This is a genomic window from Citrobacter amalonaticus (assembly GCF_002918555.1).
Lineage (GTDB): Bacteria > Pseudomonadota > Gammaproteobacteria > Enterobacterales > Enterobacteriaceae > Citrobacter_C > Citrobacter_C amalonaticus_A.
In genome coordinates, this window is the sequence record NZ_PQMB01000002.1 from 1,323,240 (window position 1) to 1,344,961 (window position 21,722).

At 45.8% G+C, this 21,722-nt stretch carries 19 protein-coding genes; 17 read left to right on the top strand and 2 right to left on the bottom strand.

Annotation, left to right across the window (positions count from 1 at the left end; translation table 11 throughout):
* Positions 1-825 precede the first annotated feature (825 nt).
* Together C3432_RS11835 and C3432_RS11840 are read right to left on the bottom strand one after the other, a co-directional pair.
* A complete protein-coding gene (locus C3432_RS11835; protein WP_103776779.1) occupies positions 826-1,188 on the bottom strand; it encodes a hypothetical protein in 363 nt (120 codons plus the stop codon).
* Between the two features lie 774 nt (positions 1,189-1,962).
* Positions 1,963-2,616 (bottom strand): helix-turn-helix transcriptional regulator, encoded by a 654-nt coding sequence (locus C3432_RS11840; RefSeq protein ID WP_103776780.1) that lies wholly within the window; start codon positions 2,614-2,616, stop codon positions 1,963-1,965.
* A 185-nt stretch (positions 2,617-2,801) separates the two neighbouring features.
* Between C3432_RS11840 and C3432_RS11845 the strand changes: the two genes are divergently transcribed.
* The 17 genes from C3432_RS11845 to C3432_RS11925 all read left to right on the top strand — a co-directional run bounded on the left by C3432_RS11845 (position 2,802) and on the right by C3432_RS11925 (position 21,694).
* Positions 2,802-3,761, top strand: a complete 960-nt coding sequence (locus C3432_RS11845) for a sugar phosphate isomerase/epimerase family protein (protein ID WP_103776781.1) — start codon at positions 2,802-2,804, stop codon at positions 3,759-3,761.
* 19 nt (positions 3,762-3,780) lie between these two features.
* On the top strand, positions 3,781-4,158 hold the full coding sequence (locus C3432_RS11850) for a RidA family protein (protein WP_103776782.1): 378 nt from the start codon (positions 3,781-3,783) through the stop codon (positions 4,156-4,158).
* Between the two features lie 13 nt (positions 4,159-4,171).
* Positions 4,172-5,401 carry an MFS transporter gene (locus C3432_RS11855; RefSeq protein WP_103776783.1) on the top strand — a complete coding sequence of 410 codons (1,230 nt, stop codon included), beginning with the start codon at positions 4,172-4,174 and terminating at the stop codon, positions 5,399-5,401.
* 147 nt (positions 5,402-5,548) lie between these two features.
* Positions 5,549-6,013 carry a DUF302 domain-containing protein gene (locus tag C3432_RS11860; RefSeq protein WP_103776784.1) on the top strand — a complete coding sequence of 155 codons (465 nt, stop codon included), beginning with the start codon at positions 5,549-5,551 and terminating at the stop codon, positions 6,011-6,013.
* 735 nt (positions 6,014-6,748) lie between these two features.
* On the top strand, positions 6,749-7,309 hold the full coding sequence (locus tag C3432_RS11865) for a fimbrial protein (RefSeq protein ID WP_103776785.1): 561 nt from the start codon (positions 6,749-6,751) through the stop codon (positions 7,307-7,309).
* A 41-nt stretch (positions 7,310-7,350) separates the two neighbouring features.
* Positions 7,351-8,058, top strand: a complete 708-nt coding sequence (locus C3432_RS11870; RefSeq protein ID WP_103776786.1) for a fimbrial biogenesis chaperone — start codon at positions 7,351-7,353, stop codon at positions 8,056-8,058.
* Between the two features lie 33 nt (positions 8,059-8,091).
* A complete protein-coding gene (locus tag C3432_RS11875) occupies positions 8,092-10,596 on the top strand; it encodes a fimbria/pilus outer membrane usher protein (RefSeq protein ID WP_103776787.1) in 2,505 nt (834 codons plus the stop codon).
* 29 nt (positions 10,597-10,625) lie between these two features.
* Entirely contained in the window at positions 10,626-11,804 is a 1,179-nt protein-coding gene (locus C3432_RS11880; protein WP_103776788.1) for a fimbrial protein, read from the top strand.
* Positions 11,805-11,873: 69 nt separating this feature from the next.
* Complete coding sequence (locus tag C3432_RS11885) at positions 11,874-13,061, top strand: HD-GYP domain-containing protein (RefSeq protein ID WP_103776789.1); 1,188 nt, start codon at positions 11,874-11,876, stop codon at positions 13,059-13,061.
* 69 nt (positions 13,062-13,130) lie between these two features.
* The gene (locus C3432_RS11890) at positions 13,131-13,907 is read left to right on the top strand and encodes a winged helix-turn-helix domain-containing protein (RefSeq protein ID WP_103776790.1); all 777 of its coding nucleotides are present in this window, start codon (positions 13,131-13,133) and stop codon (positions 13,905-13,907) included.
* Entirely contained in the window at positions 13,904-14,377 is a 474-nt protein-coding gene (locus C3432_RS11895; protein WP_103776791.1) for a hypothetical protein, read from the top strand. Before C3432_RS11890 ends, C3432_RS11895 begins: the two co-directional genes overlap by 4 nt.
* A 24-nt stretch (positions 14,378-14,401) precedes the next feature.
* Positions 14,402-15,076, top strand: a complete 675-nt coding sequence (locus C3432_RS11900) for a Crp/Fnr family transcriptional regulator (protein ID WP_103776792.1) — start codon at positions 14,402-14,404, stop codon at positions 15,074-15,076.
* Positions 15,077-15,268: 192 nt separating this feature from the next.
* Complete coding sequence (locus C3432_RS11905; protein WP_103776793.1) at positions 15,269-15,817, top strand: hypothetical protein; 549 nt, start codon at positions 15,269-15,271, stop codon at positions 15,815-15,817.
* A gap of 623 nt (positions 15,818-16,440) precedes the next feature.
* Positions 16,441-17,013 (top strand): fimbrial protein, encoded by a 573-nt coding sequence (locus tag C3432_RS11910; protein ID WP_181012907.1) that lies wholly within the window; start codon positions 16,441-16,443, stop codon positions 17,011-17,013.
* A gap of 98 nt (positions 17,014-17,111) precedes the next feature.
* Entirely contained in the window at positions 17,112-19,682 is a 2,571-nt protein-coding gene (locus tag C3432_RS11915; RefSeq protein WP_103776795.1) for a fimbria/pilus outer membrane usher protein, read from the top strand.
* 36 nt (positions 19,683-19,718) lie between these two features.
* The gene (locus C3432_RS11920; protein ID WP_103776796.1) at positions 19,719-20,441 is read left to right on the top strand and encodes a fimbrial biogenesis chaperone; all 723 of its coding nucleotides are present in this window, start codon (positions 19,719-19,721) and stop codon (positions 20,439-20,441) included.
* Positions 20,438-21,694, top strand: a complete 1,257-nt coding sequence (locus C3432_RS11925) for a fimbrial protein (RefSeq protein ID WP_103776797.1) — start codon at positions 20,438-20,440, stop codon at positions 21,692-21,694. Before C3432_RS11920 ends, C3432_RS11925 begins: the two co-directional genes overlap by 4 nt.
* Positions 21,695-21,722 lie beyond the last annotated feature (28 nt).

Below are 21,722 nucleotides of genomic sequence, written 5' to 3' on the forward strand. Positions count from 1 at the left end.
CTGTCTGACAGATATATTTTTCATACCGTCATATTCCGTTGTGCTGGTCTCCGGAACTGAGTCTTCTGCTGCAGACAGTGAGGCCAGAATGAACACAACATTAAAGAGACAGACACAGGCAAAAAACCTGCTGACTGATAAAAAATTTACTGCCATGTACCCTCCCATAAAACTTACATCCCTGTTACCCTGAGATACCGACTTTGGAATTACCAGAATTACAGTATTGACGTAAAATTTAAATACCGTAGAGCTAAAATCAGACGTTCTCAAATAGAGGTATACTCAGACATTGCAGGAAAAATGTTTAAAATATAAATCAGTCGTGTTAAAGCGCTTTCGTTGCTGATGCTCCTGCGCACCTGGTATGTTTTCCTGCAGGGGTTGTGAGCTGTCCAGGTGCCATCAGCAGGGGGTAAAGGATCACAGTCGGTATGACCCCGTCTTTCTGAGGTAAATTTATCCCCGCATAACACAGGGCCCCTGCTGTATGCGAGTTATAAGCGGAGCATATACCTCTTGTCCGCGCAGCGAAGCCATGTTTTCCTTTATGCGGTCCCCGTATTCCGAAAGTTCCTCACCAGCCATAACCATCTCAAACTTATACAAGCCTTCTTTATATTCAGCATGATAAGTAACCATGAACCGCGGTTGAATATTTAGATAGTCAGATATTTCTGATACTTTACCATCGCGGTAGTGCACACCGCTCCATTATATTGATAATAAGACGATAAATGACTAAATTTTATTTTTATAACATTCTACTTTTCGCGACATCAATATTATCATCAATCACATATCAACACTCCCCCTTACTTCTTTTCAAATAATCATTTGAAACATAGCAGCAATATCATAAATAATCAGACCAATGGTAATAAGATAAAACTCCAGGTTACTAAACTTAGATGCTAATACTTCACCTTTTGACGTGTTATGAAGTTTCCATCTTATGGGTTCCAGATAACTATTAAGATAGAAGACATGGAAAATAGAAACGATGGCCACCAAAAATAAAGGAATAGCAATGAGCTTAAGAAAAATTAACTTACAAAATTCATAGAGAATTGCACCAATTATTTGTGAATAGAATGCCGTCGCAAAAAAACGGTCAAATCGCTTATCAAGCAAATTGTATTTTTGAACATCAATACCATCCATTTCTTCAGGGGTGTTATTTGTCATTATTTTTCCTTCAGTAGTCACCACTTACCATACTCTGGATCTGGCTTTAAAAAACAAAAAGTTGCTTTAGCACTACATAACATTATCTGGTCATTAGTTAAGTAGTACGATTTTTCCTTTAACGCAGCTATCCCCTGGCCAAAACCAGCATCATCATTTTCATTATTAAAACGTAAAATATTTCTCTCTTAAGATTTATATCTTGCCATCCTGACATTAACTTTCTGAATTTTTTAATATATACTGTATTTCTGTTAAGCTGTATACACGACAGCGCTAAAATCAGACTTTTTCAAATAGTAATCACTTTGGATATCCGTGGGATTTGATGCTAAAAAGATTCAGTCCTGTTAACGCACTTGTATTAACAATAACCCTGCTTCCCTGATGTAATTTTCCTGCACGTGCTTGCTTCCCTGCTCCTGACGCCACGCCCGCCTCACTTCAGACCTTTATACCAGCCTGAGAACACCAATTCTCGGTGAAATCCATTTTGTCATTAACGTCTTTTTAGTATATAACTCGTTGTAATTACACGCTTAAAAACTCTAATTGTTGCTGTCGTATGATAAAAAAACGATGGACGTTTGCAGTAAGGATTACCGGGAAGAAGAATGATTAACACGACAGTTCGCGTATGTCATTATGCCGTGAAAACGGCGTTCGATGCTAATCCGGTGATACGAAATATTGAACAGAGAAAATTCATGTGTTACAGGCATCTGTAAATGCAGATGCCTTTATAAACGTACCTTAATGAAAGTACCTGCTTTATCAACTCTTGCTATTCAATGATCGCAGATGCTTATAAACAGTATTTGGACTTATGCCCAAATTTGATGACACAATTTTATTAGTGACAGGAAAATCAAATAAACCGATAGAATTCAACTCTTTGATAATCTCATAATTTTTGTTTTTGCTGGGGATATTTTTATTGGCATAAATCATATTTTTAACGGGTTCAAGATGGCTCTGAACCAGATTATTAATATCCTGTGTGAAGTTTTCATTCTTGCAGTTATTTGATTTTGCAAAATTATCCACAAAGGCATTCAATGGCATATCAAGTGAAAAATTCATACATATCATGCCAACAGGAGCTTTATTCTTATTCACAATAAGCGTGGATGAGGACTTAAACGGCCTGATCCCCTTATTACTGAAATAGATATCCCACATATTATCGGTAGAGTTAAATTCAGCAAGCTTCTCAATTGCGATGTTAGTTACGGGTGCCCCTAACTCCCTTCCCGTTACATGTCCATTCACAATATGAATGACTGAATGATGCAAATCCTCAAAGCTGTGCAACACAATCTCACAGTACTCGCCAAGAAACTGTCCCAAACAGTCAATGAAAGGAATAAATGAGGTTAGCAACTGCCGATCATCATCACTAAACTCATGATTAACAATGGATTCCATAAAGCTTATCCCTGATATGAAATAAGGAATAATGTTATACCAACCATAAGAATTCGTCCACCAGATACACACCAAGCACACTGAGTAATATTTTATTTTACTTAGTGATCATTTTTCATACCCAGATCACATTACCTTGACTCTATCCACCCTACAATCTGGATCTAACGTGACGGAGGTATCGTATGAAAATTGGTCTTGAAACGGAGTCGTATCATCTTTTCTTTCAGCAGGGAGCCATGGATATTTTTGGCTTTATTTCAAAGACGAGGGAACTGGGACTGGATGGTGTAGAAATCAATATCATTCCGGATGAAGGGTTACATCCGGAATTTGGAGTGCTCAGCAGTAACACCCCTGAATATCTGGCAAAAGTCAGAGGTGCCATAGAAGCACATGGCCTTTACTGTGAGATTGATACGCGCTTCACAACGCCTGAAGCTATTAATAAAGCGGTAGAAATAGCTTCCGCTTTGAACGCTGATGTCATCAGAACGTACATGTTCCGCAGAGGAGATTATGACCCTCTGGCCTATCCCGGAATCATTGAACAACTGAAGTCTCTTGTTCCATTACTCAAAAAGCACCGTATTCGGCTGGCTATAGAAAATCATGAAGACGAAACGGCTGATGAGATTATCAACATTGTTAAGGCAGTAAATTCAGTATGGGTGGGCGCACACTGTGATATCGGTAATGGCATGATGGCGTGGGAAGAGCCAGTTGACACAGTCAGAAAGCTTGCTCCCTACGCCTACAGCACGCATTTCAAGGATCATATCGTTACCCAAGATGGAGAAGAGCTGGTTGTTTGCGGAATGCCCGTCGGAGAAGGCAGCATTGATATCGAAACCTGCTTTAAAACGCTGGTCGATGAATCAGGCGTTACCCGCATCAATATTGAAACGTGTTTTCCCTATGCCTCCCGTTTTTCCCGACCAAACGGTACTGGTGGAGAGAAAGATCTTAAGGGGACTTTTGCTGTCAAACCGGCTCCTTTTGATATCACGAAAATAAGCCCTCTTGAGTATTACTACCCCGGAAAAATATCTCAAGAATTACTCAATGAGTTAATGGAAGCTCAGGAACGGTGTGTTCAGGTTTCAGTAAAGGCGCTGAAGGCTCTTCGTCAAAAATACTGCTAAATATTAAAAAAGGAATATCATGATTATTCGCACACAACATGCACCAGAAGCAATTGGTCCGTACTCTCAGGCAATTATTGCAGGAAACCTTTTATTTATATCCGGATGCTGCCCTTTCAGTCCGGCAGATGGCTCAGTGCGCGGCCTCAATATTGAAGAACAAACAAAGCAAGCTATGAGTAACCTCAGGGCAATAGTTGAAGCGGCAGGAATCGAAATGACTGACGTGATTAAAACAACCTGTTTTATAAGCGATCTGAATAATTTCCAGACCTTTAATACCATCTACAGCGAATTCTTTCCTTCCGGCACGTACCCTGCCCGCTCATGCGTTGAGGTTGCCAGATTACCGAAAGATGTGCTGATTGAAGTTGAAGCCATAGCTGTTATCAAATAACAGGATTAAAAATATGAATAAATGGATCAAGCTTTGCTTCCTTATACTCGGAGGAGGCACAATCTTCAAACTGTCCAGCATGAAGGACGTATTTTACGTTCCCATGCAGGCAGACTGGGGGCTGACGAATACTCAAATTGGATTTGGTTTTACTGTTTACGCCATTATCCAGACTATTGGGTTATTTAGTTCGTTATACATTGCCGATCGTTTCTCTAAAAAAATCCTCCTGCCTGTGGGTTTAATTGGCGTCGGATTATGTGGCGCTTACCTGACGACGCTTCCGCCATTCACAGGCTATCTGATCGCCTTTGGGGCGATGGCATTTTTTGGCGAAGTGGTTTACTGGCCTGTTCTGCTAAAAGCAGTCCGCCTGCTTGGAACCAGAGAAGAACAAGGACGTATGTTTGGTTTTCTGGAGGCAGGAAGGGGGGTCGTTGATGTGGTGATAGCCTCTGGCGCGCTGTTTGTCTTCGTTCAGTTCGGCGAGGGAAAAGCCGGGATGCAGGCAGGTCTTGTCTATTACACCCTGGTCACGATCCTTGTCGGGATAATCACCTACTTTATCGTGGATGGTGATGACAAAGTCAGTACAGACAACACAGCAGATGCCAATAAGCAGGTGTTCATGGGAATTAAAAAGGTGATTAAGTCCCCTAACCTGTGGCTGGCATCATTCTGTATTTTCTTCGTTTACTCTGCCTATTGCGGGCTTACATACTTCATTCCATTCCTGAAAGATATCTATGCATTACCCGTCGCGCTGGTCGGTGCATACGGGATAATCAATCAGTATGGGTTAAAAATGGTGGGTGGCCCGGTAGGGGGATTCCTCGCTGATAAGATAGCCCATTCACCTGTTGTATACCTGAAATGGACCTTTCTGATCTCAGCAATAGCAATGTTGCTTTTCATCCAGCTACCTCATGACTCCATGAATGTATATCTTGGCATGGCTGCAACACTGGGATTCGGCGCCATCATATTCTCACAACGAGCCATCTTCTTTGCGCCAATGGATGAAATTGGAACACCAAGAGAGTTTGCCGGTTCTGCGATGGCTTTCGGTTGTATCATTGGATATATGCCGTCCATGTTTGCCTATACGCTCTACGGTTCCTTACTGGATAATTTCGCGGGCATAACGGGTTATAACTACATCTTTTCTGTCATGGTCGCCTTCAGCCTGCTTGGCTTCGTTTGTGCGACACTACTGACCAGAAGAATGAGAAACACTCGTTAAACTCATTGGCAGATGCGACTGGTATTCGCCTTCACTTTCACTGCATCCGGGCTAAAGCTGACAAACAAAAATCAGGCACCTGTCAGGATACTCTGCCATCGTGCCTGTTAAGTTTTTGTTAACACCAATACCCTTCAGGGAAAGAGAATGAAGAAAATTTTGCAGCTTTTTTTTCTAACCTCAGCGTTAATACTGACCTTTGTGCCCCAGGTTCACTCTGATGAAAAAGGTGCAGATACGATGATTAGATCTCACAGTGCGTTTGACTATCAACATACCAGAGAGCGCCTGCTCAACGCGGTTTCAGATAATGGACTGACGTTATTTGGCGAGTTTGACCATGCAAAGGCAGCGCATGATGTCGGCCTGAACATGCCGCCAACGACGGTTTTGGTATTTGGTAATCCGAAGGGGGGAACCCCTTTGATGCTGGCTCACCCTGACCTCGCTCTGGATTTGTCGTTTCGGGTACTCATCAGCCAGCAACCTGATGGACAGGTTCATGTAAGTTACCATCCGGCAGAAGAACTCCAGCGTAATGGCCTTGACGCGGCCTCAGTACAGATGCTTAAAAAACTGGAGCAGCTCGTTCAGAAAAGCATTCAGCCATAGGCGACTAACCGGGGAGAGCATATTAACCGCGATGTTCTCCCCCTCCAGTCACTGTTCAGCTCTTTGTCTGATTTGCCGTGATCAACTAAAACTGAACACCTTTTTCGAGTTTATCCATCATCGATTTTCCAGTTCGATTGGCGATAATCCATTGTTACCTTCACATGGTCGGTTCTGACACTCTGCAATGCGGCACAATCATCCAGTCAGACAGGTATTGATCATGTCCGTACCCTGTTGATTGCCCTGCCCGGAAGTCCACTTTAGCCTGGGATCGACACCGCTATTGTATCTAACGTGTTTAATTTATTGAATTTTTGATAACAATTCGTTAATTAATTTATTCATTCTCCTCTTCTGCTGTTCTGCAAAAACGTCATTTGCAGCTTTTGCCCATCATCTAACCAGTAATTACTTTCTTAACGCAGGCCTCTTCACCCCCTTGCTCATGATATAAATTTATAAAAAACATTAAAAGCAGTGTTTTAATCTTAAAAAATTCATTTAATCGATATTTACATTTACCAAAACAACAACAAATGGTCTTATATTCCAACCTTAAGGTGTGACGTGAAATGTTGTTCTGCAACCGAATGCGCCACTCCAGAGAAGGTGAAATAAATCATCAACATCTGTTCAGGTGCCAGGGACGATGTAGCGCGAACCAGGGAGCAGGGAAAAAGTTTCACGCTACTGACAAAAATAAATTTGATTATGAAAACGGGATATACACAAATGTTTAACAAAACATTCATCGTAGCGGCATTGATGGTTTCCGGCTCTGCATTTGCAGCTGAATCAACCGGCGTAGCGGGTGGCACCATTACCTTTAACGGTTCAGTGTCCGACACCACCTGTAACGTGGTAACCAATAACGGTTCAGACTTCACGGTAAACCTTTCCCCTATCGCTGTAGGTGATATGGGCACCACCGCCGGTGTTGTTAAAACCAACGCCAAAGACTTCACCATGAATCTGAAAAACTGCTCTGCGGCATCGGACGAAGCTAAAACCCTGAAAATCACTTTCAGCAGCAGCAACCTGTCGGATGACGCTAAGTATCTGAAAAACTACAGCGACAATGGCGCCGAGGGTGTCGGTATCGCGCTCACCAAAGATGGCAACACTGCCGTACCGTTTGATACCGCTTTCGATACTGGCCTGAGTTCCGCTGACGCTGCCACCGAAGATGGCGTCACGCTGACCATGTATGCCAACTACTACAACTACGGTGGCGCGGCCATAACAACCGGTAAAGTTGTTACTGACGCAACTTATTCCTTCAGCTACGACTAACTCATTCAGCCGGGGTCTCCCCGGCTCTCTTCTGCGACATTATGAAAACTCTGATACTTTTTCTTGCGGCTACGTTCATTTCCATGAATGCCAGCGCAAGCGTTGTGATCAACGAAACGCGTGTTATTTATCCGGCCAGCGCCAAATTTGTGTCGGTGCAACTGGTAAACGACAGCGAACAAACCCATCTGGTGCAGTCATGGATTGACGAGGGCGATGCTTCCGCCGCGCCGGAGAAAGTCAAAGTGCCGTTTTCTCTGCTGCCTCCGGTCGTAAAAATGAGCGGACACGCCGGACAGGCTCTGAAAATCTCGGCGATGAACACCCAGTCGCTGCCAAAAGACCGCGAAAGTGTGTTCTGGCTTAACGTTCTGGATGTCCCTCCCGTCCCTGAAGGCAGTGGTGATAGCTACCTGCAGGTGGCCATTCGCAACCGCATAAAACTGTTCTATCGTCCGGATGTACTGAGCGATCTCGACAGCAGCGTGGCGGAAAAAATTACCGTTTCGACTTCTGGCGGTCACACCTGCCTGAAGAATAATTCGCCATATTACATGACCATCCCTCAGGTCGTGACCTGGCAGGGTGGCGAGCTAAAGCAAAGCCGAAAAGATAATTTACTGGCTGAGACTGCGTTTATTCCGCCGTTTGGCTGCGCCCTGGTGTCCAGCAAAATTCAGTCCGGTGGGCAATATCGCCTTACCTGGCTCGATGATTACGGCGCAAAGAGATTCAGCACTATCCACTGATATCCCAGATAAATGACTCCAGGTTCAATTCTGATGAAAAACAGTTCTCTGTTTCGTATAAGCTTGCTGGTTCACTCTGTCAGCCTCGCGCTATTTTCATACGGCGCGCTGGCGGAGGATTTTAATAGCAGCCTGCTGGTAGGTAATTCAGCAGATATGGACTGGAGTAATTCTCGGCTGGTTATGACGCCGGGGGCTTATGATCTGGATGTTTATGTGAATAACGTCTGGCGCGGGAAATTTAATCTTTCCGTCGCTAATGACGATAAAGGTACTCTGCTTATTAATAAAGACGACGTATCTCTGCTGGATATTCAGGGGCTGGATGACATCGTAAATAAAAGCACCGCTGAAAAGCTCGACGTTAATACCCTGCTACACGGAGGGAAAAGCGCCCTGATACCCGGCACACTGCGTCTGGATTTAGAAGTACCTCAGGCTTTCGTAAAAGAGTACAGCCGTAACTGGGTGTCACCGCAAAAATGGGATCAGGGAATTAATGGCCTGTATACCAATTACAATTTCAACTATTACAATTTTCACGGTCTGCAGAATGGCTATAGTGACAGCGATAATCTGTATTTATCGCTGAACAGCGGACTAAACCTGTATGGCTGGCATTTTCTCGATAGCTCATCGTGGATGCGCTACAGCGCAATGAACAAAGGTAGCTGGATCAATACCACGCGTTTTGTTGAAAAACCAATTGCGGCGATCGATTCGGTACTGCGCATTGGTCGGAGCTATACGACGTCTGATTATTTTGACACGGTTCGTTTTCGTGGGGTAACACTGAATAAAAGTCGTCAGATGTTACCGGACAGCGAAAACGTTTATATGCCGGTGATCGAAGGTGTTGCAACCAGTTCAGCGGTGGTCAGTATCTCCCAGGATGGTCATATCATCCACCAGATCAATGTCCCGCCAGGTCCCTTCGCCATCCGCGATCTGATGCCTACCGGCTCACGCAGCGATTTATCCGTCGAGGTAAAAAACACAGGAGGCAACATTGAGCGCTTCGTGGTGCCATTCTCCTCGATCCCGGATATGCAGCGCCCCGGCAGCAGCGACTATCAGATTAACGTCGGGGCGGTGGACATGCGCAACGTCGACGATAGCAGCCATTTTGCCCAGGTGAGCTATTCACGCGGGGTGAATAACTACCTCACCGCGTCAGCGGGCGGGATCTGGAGCCAGGATTATCAGTCTCTGCTTCTGGGAGGAGCGGTTTCCGTCCCCTACGCTGGGTCACTCTCGGCTTCCGTGGAGGAGTCGCAGTATCGTCTGCCTGGCGATAGCCGTCGCCACGGAGAAAAATACGCGCTGTCCTGGAGTAAATACTTCCCGACCCGCACCAATATTTCGCTGGCTTCGTATTATTACCGTACTCAGGATTACGCTTCTTTTAGCGATTATATCCTGACCAAATCCAATATTAAGGATTACGGCGGAACGGGCACCTCAACGATCAACAGCAAACAAGCCTTTAGCGCCAATATTAATCAGCCGCTGGGGGAACAATTTGGAAGACTGTCACTTTCAGCCTACTGGCGCGATTACTGGCGCGGTCAGAAAAGTAGCCGTCAGTACAACCTGACCTGGAGCAATGCCAGTCACGGCGTCAACTACTCGGTTTCGCTGCGCCGCTCGGAGGTCACGCAGTCCTATTACGACTATGAAACCAATTATGAAGGCGACCTGGTGAGCGCGTTGCGTTCACGCGGTAAGACGGAAAACAACCTCTATTTTTCTGTCACGATACCGATGTCGATATTCGGCAGCGGCGGCAGCCTGTCTTCTCATGCCAGCGTGCAGAACGGCAAATATTCCTCTTCTGACGTCAGCATGAGCGGGAATATGCATGATGTTGACTACAGCCTGATGCTGAGCCACGACAGTGACAACGACTCGCGGGCGGCCGATCTCTACACCAGCTGGAAAAATGACTATACCAGCATGAACAGCGGCGCGACGCTGGCCCGTGAATATCGCCAGCTAAGCCTGGGTGCCAGCGGCAATCTGCTGGCATGGAAGGGTGGGCTGCTGGCGTCTCCTCATAACGGACGCAATTTTGTCATTATTGAAGCGCCGGGAGTGGTGAACGCGGTCGTTAACGGCGATACCTCCGCACACACCAACAGCAAAGGTATCGCTCTCATCACCAGCGCGACACCGTACCGGCAGAATAATTTCCATCTGGAGCAGGATGGAACCCAAAACAGCGACGTCGACCTTGAAGGTAATTTACTCAATGTGGCGCCGTACGAAGGCAGTATCAGCTGGCTGAAGTACAAAACTGACACGCGCAGACTCTTCACTTTTGATGTGCAAACCGCTGAAGGGGGCCAGTTGCCGTTTGGCGCGGTTGTCAGCGGTGCCGGGAATGAAGAAGTCGGCTATGTCGCACAGGGAAGTCAGATTTTTATTAAGTCAGAGACGCTTCCCGCCAGCCTGAAGGTGAATATCAGCAAAGGCAAGACTAAAAAATTCTGCACTATTTCCCAGCCTGCAGAGCATGCTGAAAATATTTGTCGCTAACTCAGTTTATTCAGCTAACAGAATCAATCATGAAAAAACTATTTTATCTTATGGTTACGGCCATAATACTGACCGTAATCCCAATATTATCTGCGCAAGCACAGTCGCAGGCTCAGTCTCGCGGTGTAACAGGCGATACCTGCCGTAATTCCGGCATACTTTTTACCAGCGTCGCAGAGTCGGATAAGTCGCTAAATCTTTCATCGGCTTTCGTGAATTCGAACGTCGTTGAATATTCCTATACCACCAGCTGGTCGGGTAGTATGACCTGTACTTACGGGAATATCGGGATCGGTGGTCTGGCGCAAGACCACTTATATTATTTTACCGGTTTCAACGGTTCTCCTGTTTATTTGAATTTCAACAGTGCGGATGGTGAAAGTAGCTACTGGATCAAATTAACGGCCACCATTAGTGGCGATACCAAAGTCACTGTCAGCGGTATCGTGGGTATTCACTCTCTGTCGTATCAGACACAATATACGCTGCGGGCGGAATTAATGTCGACGCCGCCTGTCGGAGTGGAGAGCTATACCAAAACCACAACCAGCGGCGCACTGTCGGTCATACCCGCGGTGATGAGCGGTACCGGAAGCGGCTCCAGCTCACCGTTCCTTTCCAGCAAAACGTATGCTTATCGCGCCTGGTCAAATATGATGGCTGAAACCGCACGCAAAAGCTGGAACACCGATTATTTTATTGCTTATGAGAAGCTGACGATTCAGTTTGAGCCAAAAGAAACAACCTGCAATATGACGCGGGACATGAGCGTGAAATTACCCCCCGCTCCGTTTAGCGTCCTGAAAAAAAATGGAAAGGCGGATGGCGCCGATTTCACGATCCCGCTGAAGTGCGGCAACCTGGCCGGAATTAAAACGTCTACCCGCAATGTTAAGGCCTGGTTATCCAGCAATGATTTAGTCAGTTCGGATACCAGCTACCAGATAATGGTCAACGATGAAACCACGGCGGGAGGGGTAGGTATTGCCATTCGTAGCCGGATGTTTATGGGTGACTACGATGAAGTGCAAATATCCAGCAGCAGTAATATGGAACATGCCTCGCAAATATTAGATATCGCTAAAGATGATGATATTAGCAGTACGCAGTACATTTATCTTCATGCTTATTACAAAGTTTATAACGCCTCAGCATTATCAACCGGTAGCGTAGTGGCGACTGCGCAGATAATGTTTGGCTACGATTAACATCCCCTATTTTACTGTGGCCCAGACGGGCTACAGTAAGTTTTTAATTTAATTCTCTTAAAGGATTTTATGAAAATATCTGTCCAAACCGTGCTTGATCTTCTGCACAGCATTATGCACCCGCTTTCTCCTGAACTGGTGCATCATTTGCAACGCACGGGTCTCATTTGCTGGTATCTCGGGAATCGAGCCGGTTTTGACAGTGCAGCCATCAATAACGCCTGGCTTGCGGGTATGTTGCACAATATCGGGGCGCTGAGCAAAGTGCATCCCTTCAGTGGCACCCATGGCAAAGCCTTTATTGAAGAGCATGGACGGCTTGGCGCCTCAATGATGTCCGGCGTACGTTTTTTACAGCCGGTGACCGCAATTCTTGAAACGCGCCACGCGGATGCCTTGGGTTACACGCAGAATACAATGCTGAATACCTGGCATCTGGTGCATCTGGCCGATGAGTTTGAGCTGTGGCTGCGCGGGATTGAAGGTGACTATGTGGCCCAGCGGCATAATATTGTTTCCGGTTTTCTGGCCAGTAGCCCACTATGGCCATCGTGCCTGGTCGAGGCGCTACAGGATGCCAGCCATGAGGATGGTTTCTGGTTTCGCCTGAGTTCGCCCGCATTACAACAGGTGCTGCGCGTTATCAGCCCGCTCAATGATGTGGTGCTGGATCACCATGATTTTCTGGAGGTCTGCCTGCTGATTTCGAATATCGTCGATAAATACAGCAGCTTTACGCAGACTCACAGTACCAGCGTGGCTCACGTGGCGGCGAAGCTTGCGGAGCTGTACGGCTGCGATCGCTACACCCAGGATAAAATCCGCATCGCGGGGTACCTGCACGATATTGGCAAGCTATGTATTCCACTGGAAATCCTCGAGAAGCAGGGGAAGCTGGAGCCGGACGAGTACGCGCAGATGAAACGCCACAGCTATAAGACGCTGGAGATGCTACATCCCATTGAGGAGCTGGGTGAAATCGTACACTGGGCGGCAAGACATCATGAACGCCTCGACGGCAGCGGCTATCCTTTTCGTCTGGGTGCGGCTGCGCTGGATATCCCTTCGCGTATTATTGCTGTGGCTGATGTTTTCACCGCGATGACCGAGAACCGCCCCTATCGTCAGGGGATGTCCAGCGAAAAAGCATTGATTATTCTGGAGGATGAGGCGGCAAATTTTCGTCTGGATCGGGACATTGTCGACCTGCTAAGCCATAATATTGCAGCGCTCAGACCTTTGGTTGCGATGTACTAAGCCAGGCATAAGCCGAAATCGCAGCCGCGCAGAATGCATATTCTATAAATTTACCGAAAGAAAACGCGAATGAAATATTTGATAGCCAATAGAGTCACTTACGATAGCGAGAGCGGGGAACTTGTGGTCAAGGAACCCGGAAACGAGCAAAGTAAAAGGCTAACAAATACCGCTAACCGTATTCTTTCGTTGCTGATTGCGTCGCCAGGCCGGGTACTTGAACGTGATTATCTTCTGGATAAAGTCTGGGAGGAAGCGGGCCATCCGGGTTCCAGTTCATCGCTGAGCCAGTACATTAGTATCCTCAGAAAAACATTAACGTCCTTAATATTCATTGAGGAAATTATTGTAGCCGTACCCAAGGTGGGCTTTTACTTCTCACCGGAAATCGCCGTCGAACTGCAGAATGATGAGGAAAGGGTGAGTACCACACCTCTTCCGGTATCCCTGCGTAAGGCGGCAACGAAGGATAAAAAAAATCTCTGGCTGATCGCGGCTATCGCGTTTTTGCTGCTGGCCAATCTGTGGATACTCAGCCAGAAACAGGGCTCACCGCGTTTTGCGGCGGAATACAGCATTGGTGAAATCGGGAACTGCAAATTTACTGCCTATGAAGATTTATCGGAGGAAGTTGACCCTCAGGTCATGAATATTATCCGTCAGCTACAGCCTGAACTTGAGCAAAAGTGTGCCCGGAAACCCGCGCAGATCATGGTTTATTTTCAACCCAGCGTTCTTTACGGTAGCCATGGTCGGTTTTTCTACTCTTATTGTCCAACAGATAAGGCAACAGCAAAAATTGTCTATTGTGAGAACCATTACGCTTTTAACTGGAAATTAAAATGAAGCTGATGACAACCTTAGTGCTGACAGCGGTCGCGTTGATTTGTCTGTTAACATGGCAACTAAGCCTGCGATCGGGTGTTTATTTTGACGAACGCTGCTTTGCTAATACCACCTATGTTGACGCTTCGGATAACGCTCTCTTATTCAAAGGGAATATTACGTTTGAATTTAACAAGAACAAAACGGGCGTATTTAATCTTTCGGGCAACATTGACTATCAGGGGCGTCAATATCGATTGTCGCGTTATATAACATTTACCTATCATAACGTCAGCGGCAACCAGTATCGCATGAATACGACAACAAAAGATATCATGGCTCACGATAATGTGCCGGAAGACATTGCCCTGCTGACAACAAAAATATTTGGGATGGAAGGGGAATACGTTATCTCCTTAGACAAAAAAGACAATAACTATATTACGATTGCAAATACCTTATCGCCCTTAATGAACTGTGTGATTCAATAACAGGGATAGTGTTATACATTCACTATGAAAAAAAATAATTGTGTTAATTGTGAAGAGTGCGGCTTTGCAGAGCTGTGCTCTGCCTATCTGTTCAGGCAGAAAGATCCGTTGTTTATCCGCGACCTGGAGACAAAAAAGAAGATTGCCAGAGGTGAATATATTTATCGTCGGGGAGAGAAAATAGACGCGCTGTATGCCCTACGCAGCGGGGCCGCTAAAGTTTACGATGCGCGCGGGCAGCTGATGGGTATCGTTTTACCAGGACAGGTGATGGGCGTGGAGGAGCTGCACATCGGGTACTGTCAGCAGGATATTCAGGCCGCAACGGAAATAGAAGTTTGTGTACTGAGAAGCGATCATTTCTACGAAATGAGCCAGCTGATGCCAGGATTTACAGATTTTATTGTCAGGATCCTGTCACGTTCGGCGCAGGAAAAACAGCAATTTATTTCAGTATTGACTAAAAGTGATACCTTACAGAAGGTTCAATATTTCCTGCAACTGTTGTCTCGCACTTATAAAGAGTATGGCTTTGAGCATCACAATCTTGAGTTACCGATCAGTAAGAAAGAACTGGCCCAGGTTCTGGGCATTTCGATATCCACTTTGTCACGAGCCCTGGATAGTCTGACGGATCAGGGGATTATTTCCATGCTAAATAAAAAAGAGATAACGCTAATGATATCAGACAAAAAATAGCGTCTGAATTAAGATATTCGTGTAATTTCTTAGTTTTATCTCAAAAAAACAGCAAATCATTTATTGCCCAGTGTATCCCTTTGAGGAAAGCACCAGGCTCATTTTATTTAAAAACAAAGAATAAGGTTTTGCCCAATGTCGTTTGTCGTATTCTCTGATGATACTTTCTTTACCCGGTCTGCGGGAGGGCTAATGCAAATTGATAGCCTGCGCGAAGAGAACTTATGTATTATTGATATTGAATCTTTCTTCAGCTTGCAAGATATTAAACATCGTGTTTGCAATGAACTGACCGACAGCTATTCTATCATTTTTGTAAAAGGCCGCGGGATGTTATCAAAGGTGCTCTCCTCACTGGAGGGTATCTCCAGAACCTCCTCTGTAACGGAGTTTATCCGGTATATTAAAGAAGGCCGAAGATATACCGTCTATCATATGCTCACCATAATTAATTATTTGCGGGAGCTACGTAACCTTACCCATACCGAGATTTCCTTAGCCTGTGCGTTACGCCGACAAAAAAATATTACTGCCACATCCCAACTTCTGCACTGCTCAACGAAAGCGGTGTATCAGCGAGTATCAGCCGTAGCTCAGAAAATGAACCTCAGATACGGTACCCAAATCCAGTACTTCTTGTACCGCGAATATACCATTGAGGAGCTCCAGCAGATAGATTGCATGAAACATCGTCCTGATACCGGTATATTCCAGAATAATGGACCGATCCCACATCTGTAAGCAGATTCGCTCCTCACAACGAGGCCTGTCTAATGGCCTCCTGACTGAGGTATCGCTCCGGTTGTCGTACAGGTCATATGTGATCGAAAATATCCTCCCGACGTTGATTGCGAACATGCTATTCGCTGTAACCGGTTTTAATAACCCATAGCCGCCTGCACAGACTGTCCCCCTCCCCGGACGGCCGGTAACTTCAGCAAAAGTTACCGGAACCTCCTCCCGATATGAGCAAATTTCAAAAAAAAGTACTGTATATCAAGTGCAACCTATTTGACGTCCATCGTGTGTAAAACCGACCAATAGATTAAAAATACTTATGCATTTATTAACATATTGATATTAAGAACGTTTGCATAAAAAAGGAAAATCAGATTATTCTCGGCATTTATATTTGACTTGGTTAATTTTTATTTATTATATTAGGAATAATCTTAGCATAATAAAGGTAAAGTCCGCAGACTCAAAAAGATCAATACTTTCGATTTTATCATGAAATGGGAATAAATCCTTTCAGGATCAAGGATTAAAGTTATCACTTTATTAACTATAGTTAACTAAGTATCAGCTATCGTTAAAACTATGGTGGTAATTCTTTATTTTATTACTTATAAATGGAGTTTAAAATGAAATTCAACCGTCTGCTATTATCAGCATTAATATCTTCTGCAATGGTGATATCTGTCTCCGCAAATGCCGCTGATGGTACGATTACTTTCAATGGTAATGTCACTGCCAGTGCATGTACTTCTATTGTCGGCGCAGGACCGACTGGGGGTACCATGGCACAACCCGCCACCGTAACACTGCCGAACGTCGCCAGTGAAACGCTGAATGGCTCTGCCGGCACCCTGACAGGTCACACCGCTTTCAGCATAGAACTGAATGGATGTGAAGCCACCGTGCAACTGAACAATGTCAGAGCGCTGTTCACCACAACAACAGCAGCCGCTGGTGATAGTTACATCATGGGAAATACCGCAGTCAGCGGTGCGGGAGATGTTGGTATCGCGATCCTGACCCCGGCTGGCGTGCAGATTGACCTTAACGGCGGCGCAAATGCCGATCCTGGCGAAACGTTACCAGCCACGTCAGGCAACGTCACCCTGAATTACCTGGCTGCCTATAAGTCTCTGAGCACGTCAGTTACCGCAGGCCCCGTTACAGGTGTTGCTGATTACGTTATTTCCTACTTTTAACTAATCGACATTATTGCCTGAGACTGTTATCTGTCGGTACTGGAATACCATACAGATAAGATAGTCACGAAAGAGCAATGACGTAAAGGAATGACGCAATGCTTCTCTTATTGTCGCAACACGACACCTGCGTAACAAAAAAGTTTTCACCTGTTGGTCTTTTATGCTTTTGTGGGTTAATTCCATTTCAGCTAAAAGCCGGGGGTGATTTCGAGGAAGCATTTTTACGTAAGAATAAAAATGGAGCAACGCCTGATGTTTTTGTCTATCAAAACGCGATAACGCCAGGTTTAAAAACCGTAGATATCACAATCAATGACAGAGCAACAGAGCAGCTGGAAATCCATTTTATAAAAGATGAAGGGAATAGCGTCATTCCTTGCTTATCCCGGGAACAGCTTAAATCATTCGGGATTAAAGTTGATCTCTATTCAGGCTGGGAGGAAGAGAGTACCAATAGCGATGGAATGCAGTGTGAGGATCTCGTCAAACGAATCCCGGCAGCACATCAGCATTATGAAGATGCTCAACAGGTTTTACATATTACCGTCCCGCAAGAAGCCCTTGAAACACAGCACTTTACTATGATACCCGAAAAAGAGTGGGATCATGGTATTACTTCATTACGTACAAGTTATAGCGGCTATTTTTACTCTTCAAAAACCAAAGGATATAAAAGCAACAGCTGGAAAACAGACGATACTACACAGAACAGCACCTACGTTAATTTAAACAGTGTTGGCTCATTGGGCGCATGGCGTTTTTATAGTGTCGATACATTTTATCGCAATCCTGGCAAGTCATGGGAATCAAATCATGACCGGATGTATATTTCTCGCGATTTTGCTTCCTTACGCAGTAACTTTCAGGCAGGAGAAATCTATACGAAAACGTCAGGATATATGATGGGTTCTCTGCCATTAAGCGGTGTGTCATTGGCAACCAACGATCGTATGTTAATGGATAATCAGTTTAGTTACGCTCCGGTCATTCGCGGCGTTGCCAGAACGAACGCACGACTGGTAGTACGCCAAAGATCGAACATTATTTATAGCACGACCTTAACGCCCGGTCCTTTCGCAATCGACGATCTCTACAGTGCGCAGGTCGGTGCTGACCTGGATGTGACGGTAGAAGAGTCTGATGGTCAGGTGCAATCATTTCATGTGCCCTATACCGCGCTGCCCAATATGATTCGGCCTGGCGTTACGCGCTACAGCACTGCGGCAGGCAAATACCGAACGCAGGGACGCTCCACGGACGAGCCCTGGATTACGACGGCAAGTCTGGAACGTGGCTTTGAACATTACACGTTAAACAGTTCTCTGCAAATCGCCAGGGACTATCAGTCCATATCGGGTGGAATAGCCTGGAACATCGGCAGCATCGGCGCTTTTTCTACCGAAATTGCGCACACACGTCATCGTGACACCTGGAATAATGACCGCCAGAGCGAGGGGTCAGCGGCGCGTTTTCTGTTTGCCAGACAATTTGATTCCACAGGGACTTCACTGCAAATACTGGGTTATCAATATCGCTCAAAGAATTTTCTCGATTTTCAGGAATTTATATCAAAAAGCCAATATCAGAATATCGATGGATATAGCCGGGGCGACAGTGAATGGGATCGCCGAAAACGCAACCGTTTTGAAATGACCCTTAACCAGAATATGGAAGGATTTGGCAGCCTGTATCTTTCGATGAGTCAGGATCGATACTACGGATCGCAGAGTAATAGCTATTCTATTAGCGGTGGCGTGGGAACCACCGTTGGTCGGGCGAGTATCGCTCTCTCGCTGACGAAAACCCAGGACAACGCGAATGATAATAACATGGTGAATCTGTCAGTAAGCATGCCATTAGGTCACGCCGATCAAAACCTGGGGTCGCTGAGTTACAACCTGAACCGGGACAACAACAATCAATATTCTCAGTCCCTTGGTTACTCCGATACCGTTCTGGACAACAGAGTCAATTATTCCGCGAACCTTCAGCGTGATGCTCACGGCAAGTATTCACAATCCGGCTCTGTTGGTTACAACGGTAGCCTGGCGAACGTCAGCGCGGGAGTCGGTCGCAGTAACGGCTATCAGCAGTATTCCGCAGGCATGAGCGGTGGCGTAACGATGTACAGCGGAGGCGTCATTCTGTCACCGGCACTTGGCAAAACGATTGGCATTGTTGAAACGCAGGGCGCATCCGGTATCGGCGTTTCCGGTACCAATAATGCAAAAACGGATTACTTTGGCCACGCGGTTGTCACCTGGCTTACACCTTATCGTTACAACACCATTAATCTTGATACCGCCAGTGCCGGGAACGTTGAGCTCAAAGACTCCAGCCGTCGCGTCGTCCCCAGTGAAGGCGCCGCCGTACATCTTAAATTCGCCACCCGCGTGGGCAGAAGAGCGTTGATTGATATTCGAAGCCAGAAAGCGATTCCATTGGGAGCAATGGTATACCTTGAAGGGGAAGATGAAGAAGCCGGCATTGTTGGGAACAACGGTATTGCCTACCTGAGCGGGCTGGATGCTCGCGCAGATCAGTACCTGACTGTGGTATGGGGAAAAGGGAAAGCGCATCAGTGCCAGTTTATTCTACCGGCGGCACCTGAGACGGCAAATAACCCGGATAGCTGGCACAAAAAACAGGCTGTTGCATGTCATTAAATGACGGGATTACACCACTAAAAGGATTTGATAAAAATGAGCAAATACCGATTCATTCCATTTTTACTCTTAACGGGGGCGCTGTGCAGCATGGCGCATGCGGCAGTACGACCGCAGTTAACGCGCGTCGTTGTCTATGCGCAGGATAAAGAGACGGCCGTTGAAATCATCAACGACAGCAGCGAAACCTATATGGTGCAGTCGTGGCTGGAAGATACTAATGGCAAAGACAGCAATATCCCGTTAGTACTGACCCCTCCGGTGATGAAACTGGAAGGTAAAAAACAGGGTAAGCTTCGCCTGGTGGTTTTAAACAGTGAAATCCCGCAGGACCGGGAATCAGTGTTCTGGCTGTCATTACAGGAAATACCCCCGAAAGCCAAAGATATCGATAACCGTCTTGTTGTGGCAATTCGCAGCCGCCTGAAGGTTTTTGTTCGTCCCCAAGGGTTAAACTCAACTGACGCCACTAAAGCGGCCCAGGCTCTCACCTGGAGTATGGAAAAAAACGGCTCATCGTCCTGGCTTAAAGTGACGAATCCAACACCTTATTACATCAGTTTTGGGGAGCTTGCCGCTGGCTCAATTAGCGGCAAAGCGGTACGTCTGGATGACAAGCACAATATGGTACCGCCAATGGGTTCTCAACGTTATCAACTCCCCGCTCATATTAAAGCCAGCAAAGTGAACGTCACCTGGAGCGCGATAAATGACTGGGGGGGAGCGGGCACAGAATACAAAGTTGAGGTTCTGCAATGAATAACGGGCTTGTCTTATTAGCGTGCGGCGCATTGTTTGTTCCGATTGTCACTTCAGAAGTTTCTGCTGCGACATATTCCTACCCCTACAACTGGTATACGGGAACCAATGCCGGAAAAGCGGCGGGAACCTGTATCTATCAGATACCGGATATCCGGCCCTTTCAGGTTGCCAGGACCCTGGTTGTTGACAACAGTATTGCAACAGGGACGGTTCTATTCTCATGGGATTACAGTAATTTTCTCCCGAATATAGGGGTTAAATGTACCGGCAGCGGCATAGCGAATTCGACAGGCGATATGGTTTATAATGGGAAGACTATTAACGGCAATGCCGCGTTATTGGAAATGGCGATATCTGGCTCCAGCCATACCGATGGAATATTTCCCACCAATATTTCTGGCCTGGGAATAAAACTTTACGTAAAAGCACACTCAGCAGTATTAACCAGCTATAACGGAAATCGTTATCAATGGATTTACTTATATAACACCGCATCAGGATCGCTATATGCCAATAAAGATGTGGAGTATTTGTATCTACGCCCCCCCAGGCTATCTAATAATGTACAAATTAAAAGAACGGCTATCAACTCATATTCACTTGGTGGTGAAGCTCTGCTGTCAATAAGAGCCGAGTTAGTAAAAACAGGAAATATCTCTGGTTATGGCGCACTGAGTTTAGCATCAAGCACTATGTCATGGACAACAACAGCTATTCTTAGCCCCGCACTTCCAACAAACTTGTTTGCTGGTTCATCAATAACTGTTGCCGCTCCATCCTGCATTCTGGACCAGACGGATTACACTATTCCCATGGGGCGCTGGGTTGGCGACACCTATAAATATACCGGAGCTATAGCTCGGGGAAATGATGTTCCGATCAAGTTATCGCTGAAATGTTCAGGCAGATTATCGAACGTATATTTTAAATTTTCTGATGCAGGAAACAGTCCCAACTCAGGAACGGAGAGAAATATTAGTCTTTATGATAGTAACGGGGGAAAAATTGATAATCTGGGGATCGAATTGCGTTATAACGGCAACAGAGTGAATATTGATGGTACCACGACGATCAACACGGGTAGCCACGGTACAGCGAAAACAGATGCCTCATCAACACCTGTTTATGACTCCAGTAGCTCAGTAAATTTTACCGCTAATTACCTGCAAACCGGCAATATCGTTCGCAATGGTAACCCTTATACTGGCCCCGTTTCCGGAAAATTAAACATGACGGTTACTTATAACTAACATTTTAGTTTTTATCGATAGACAGGAC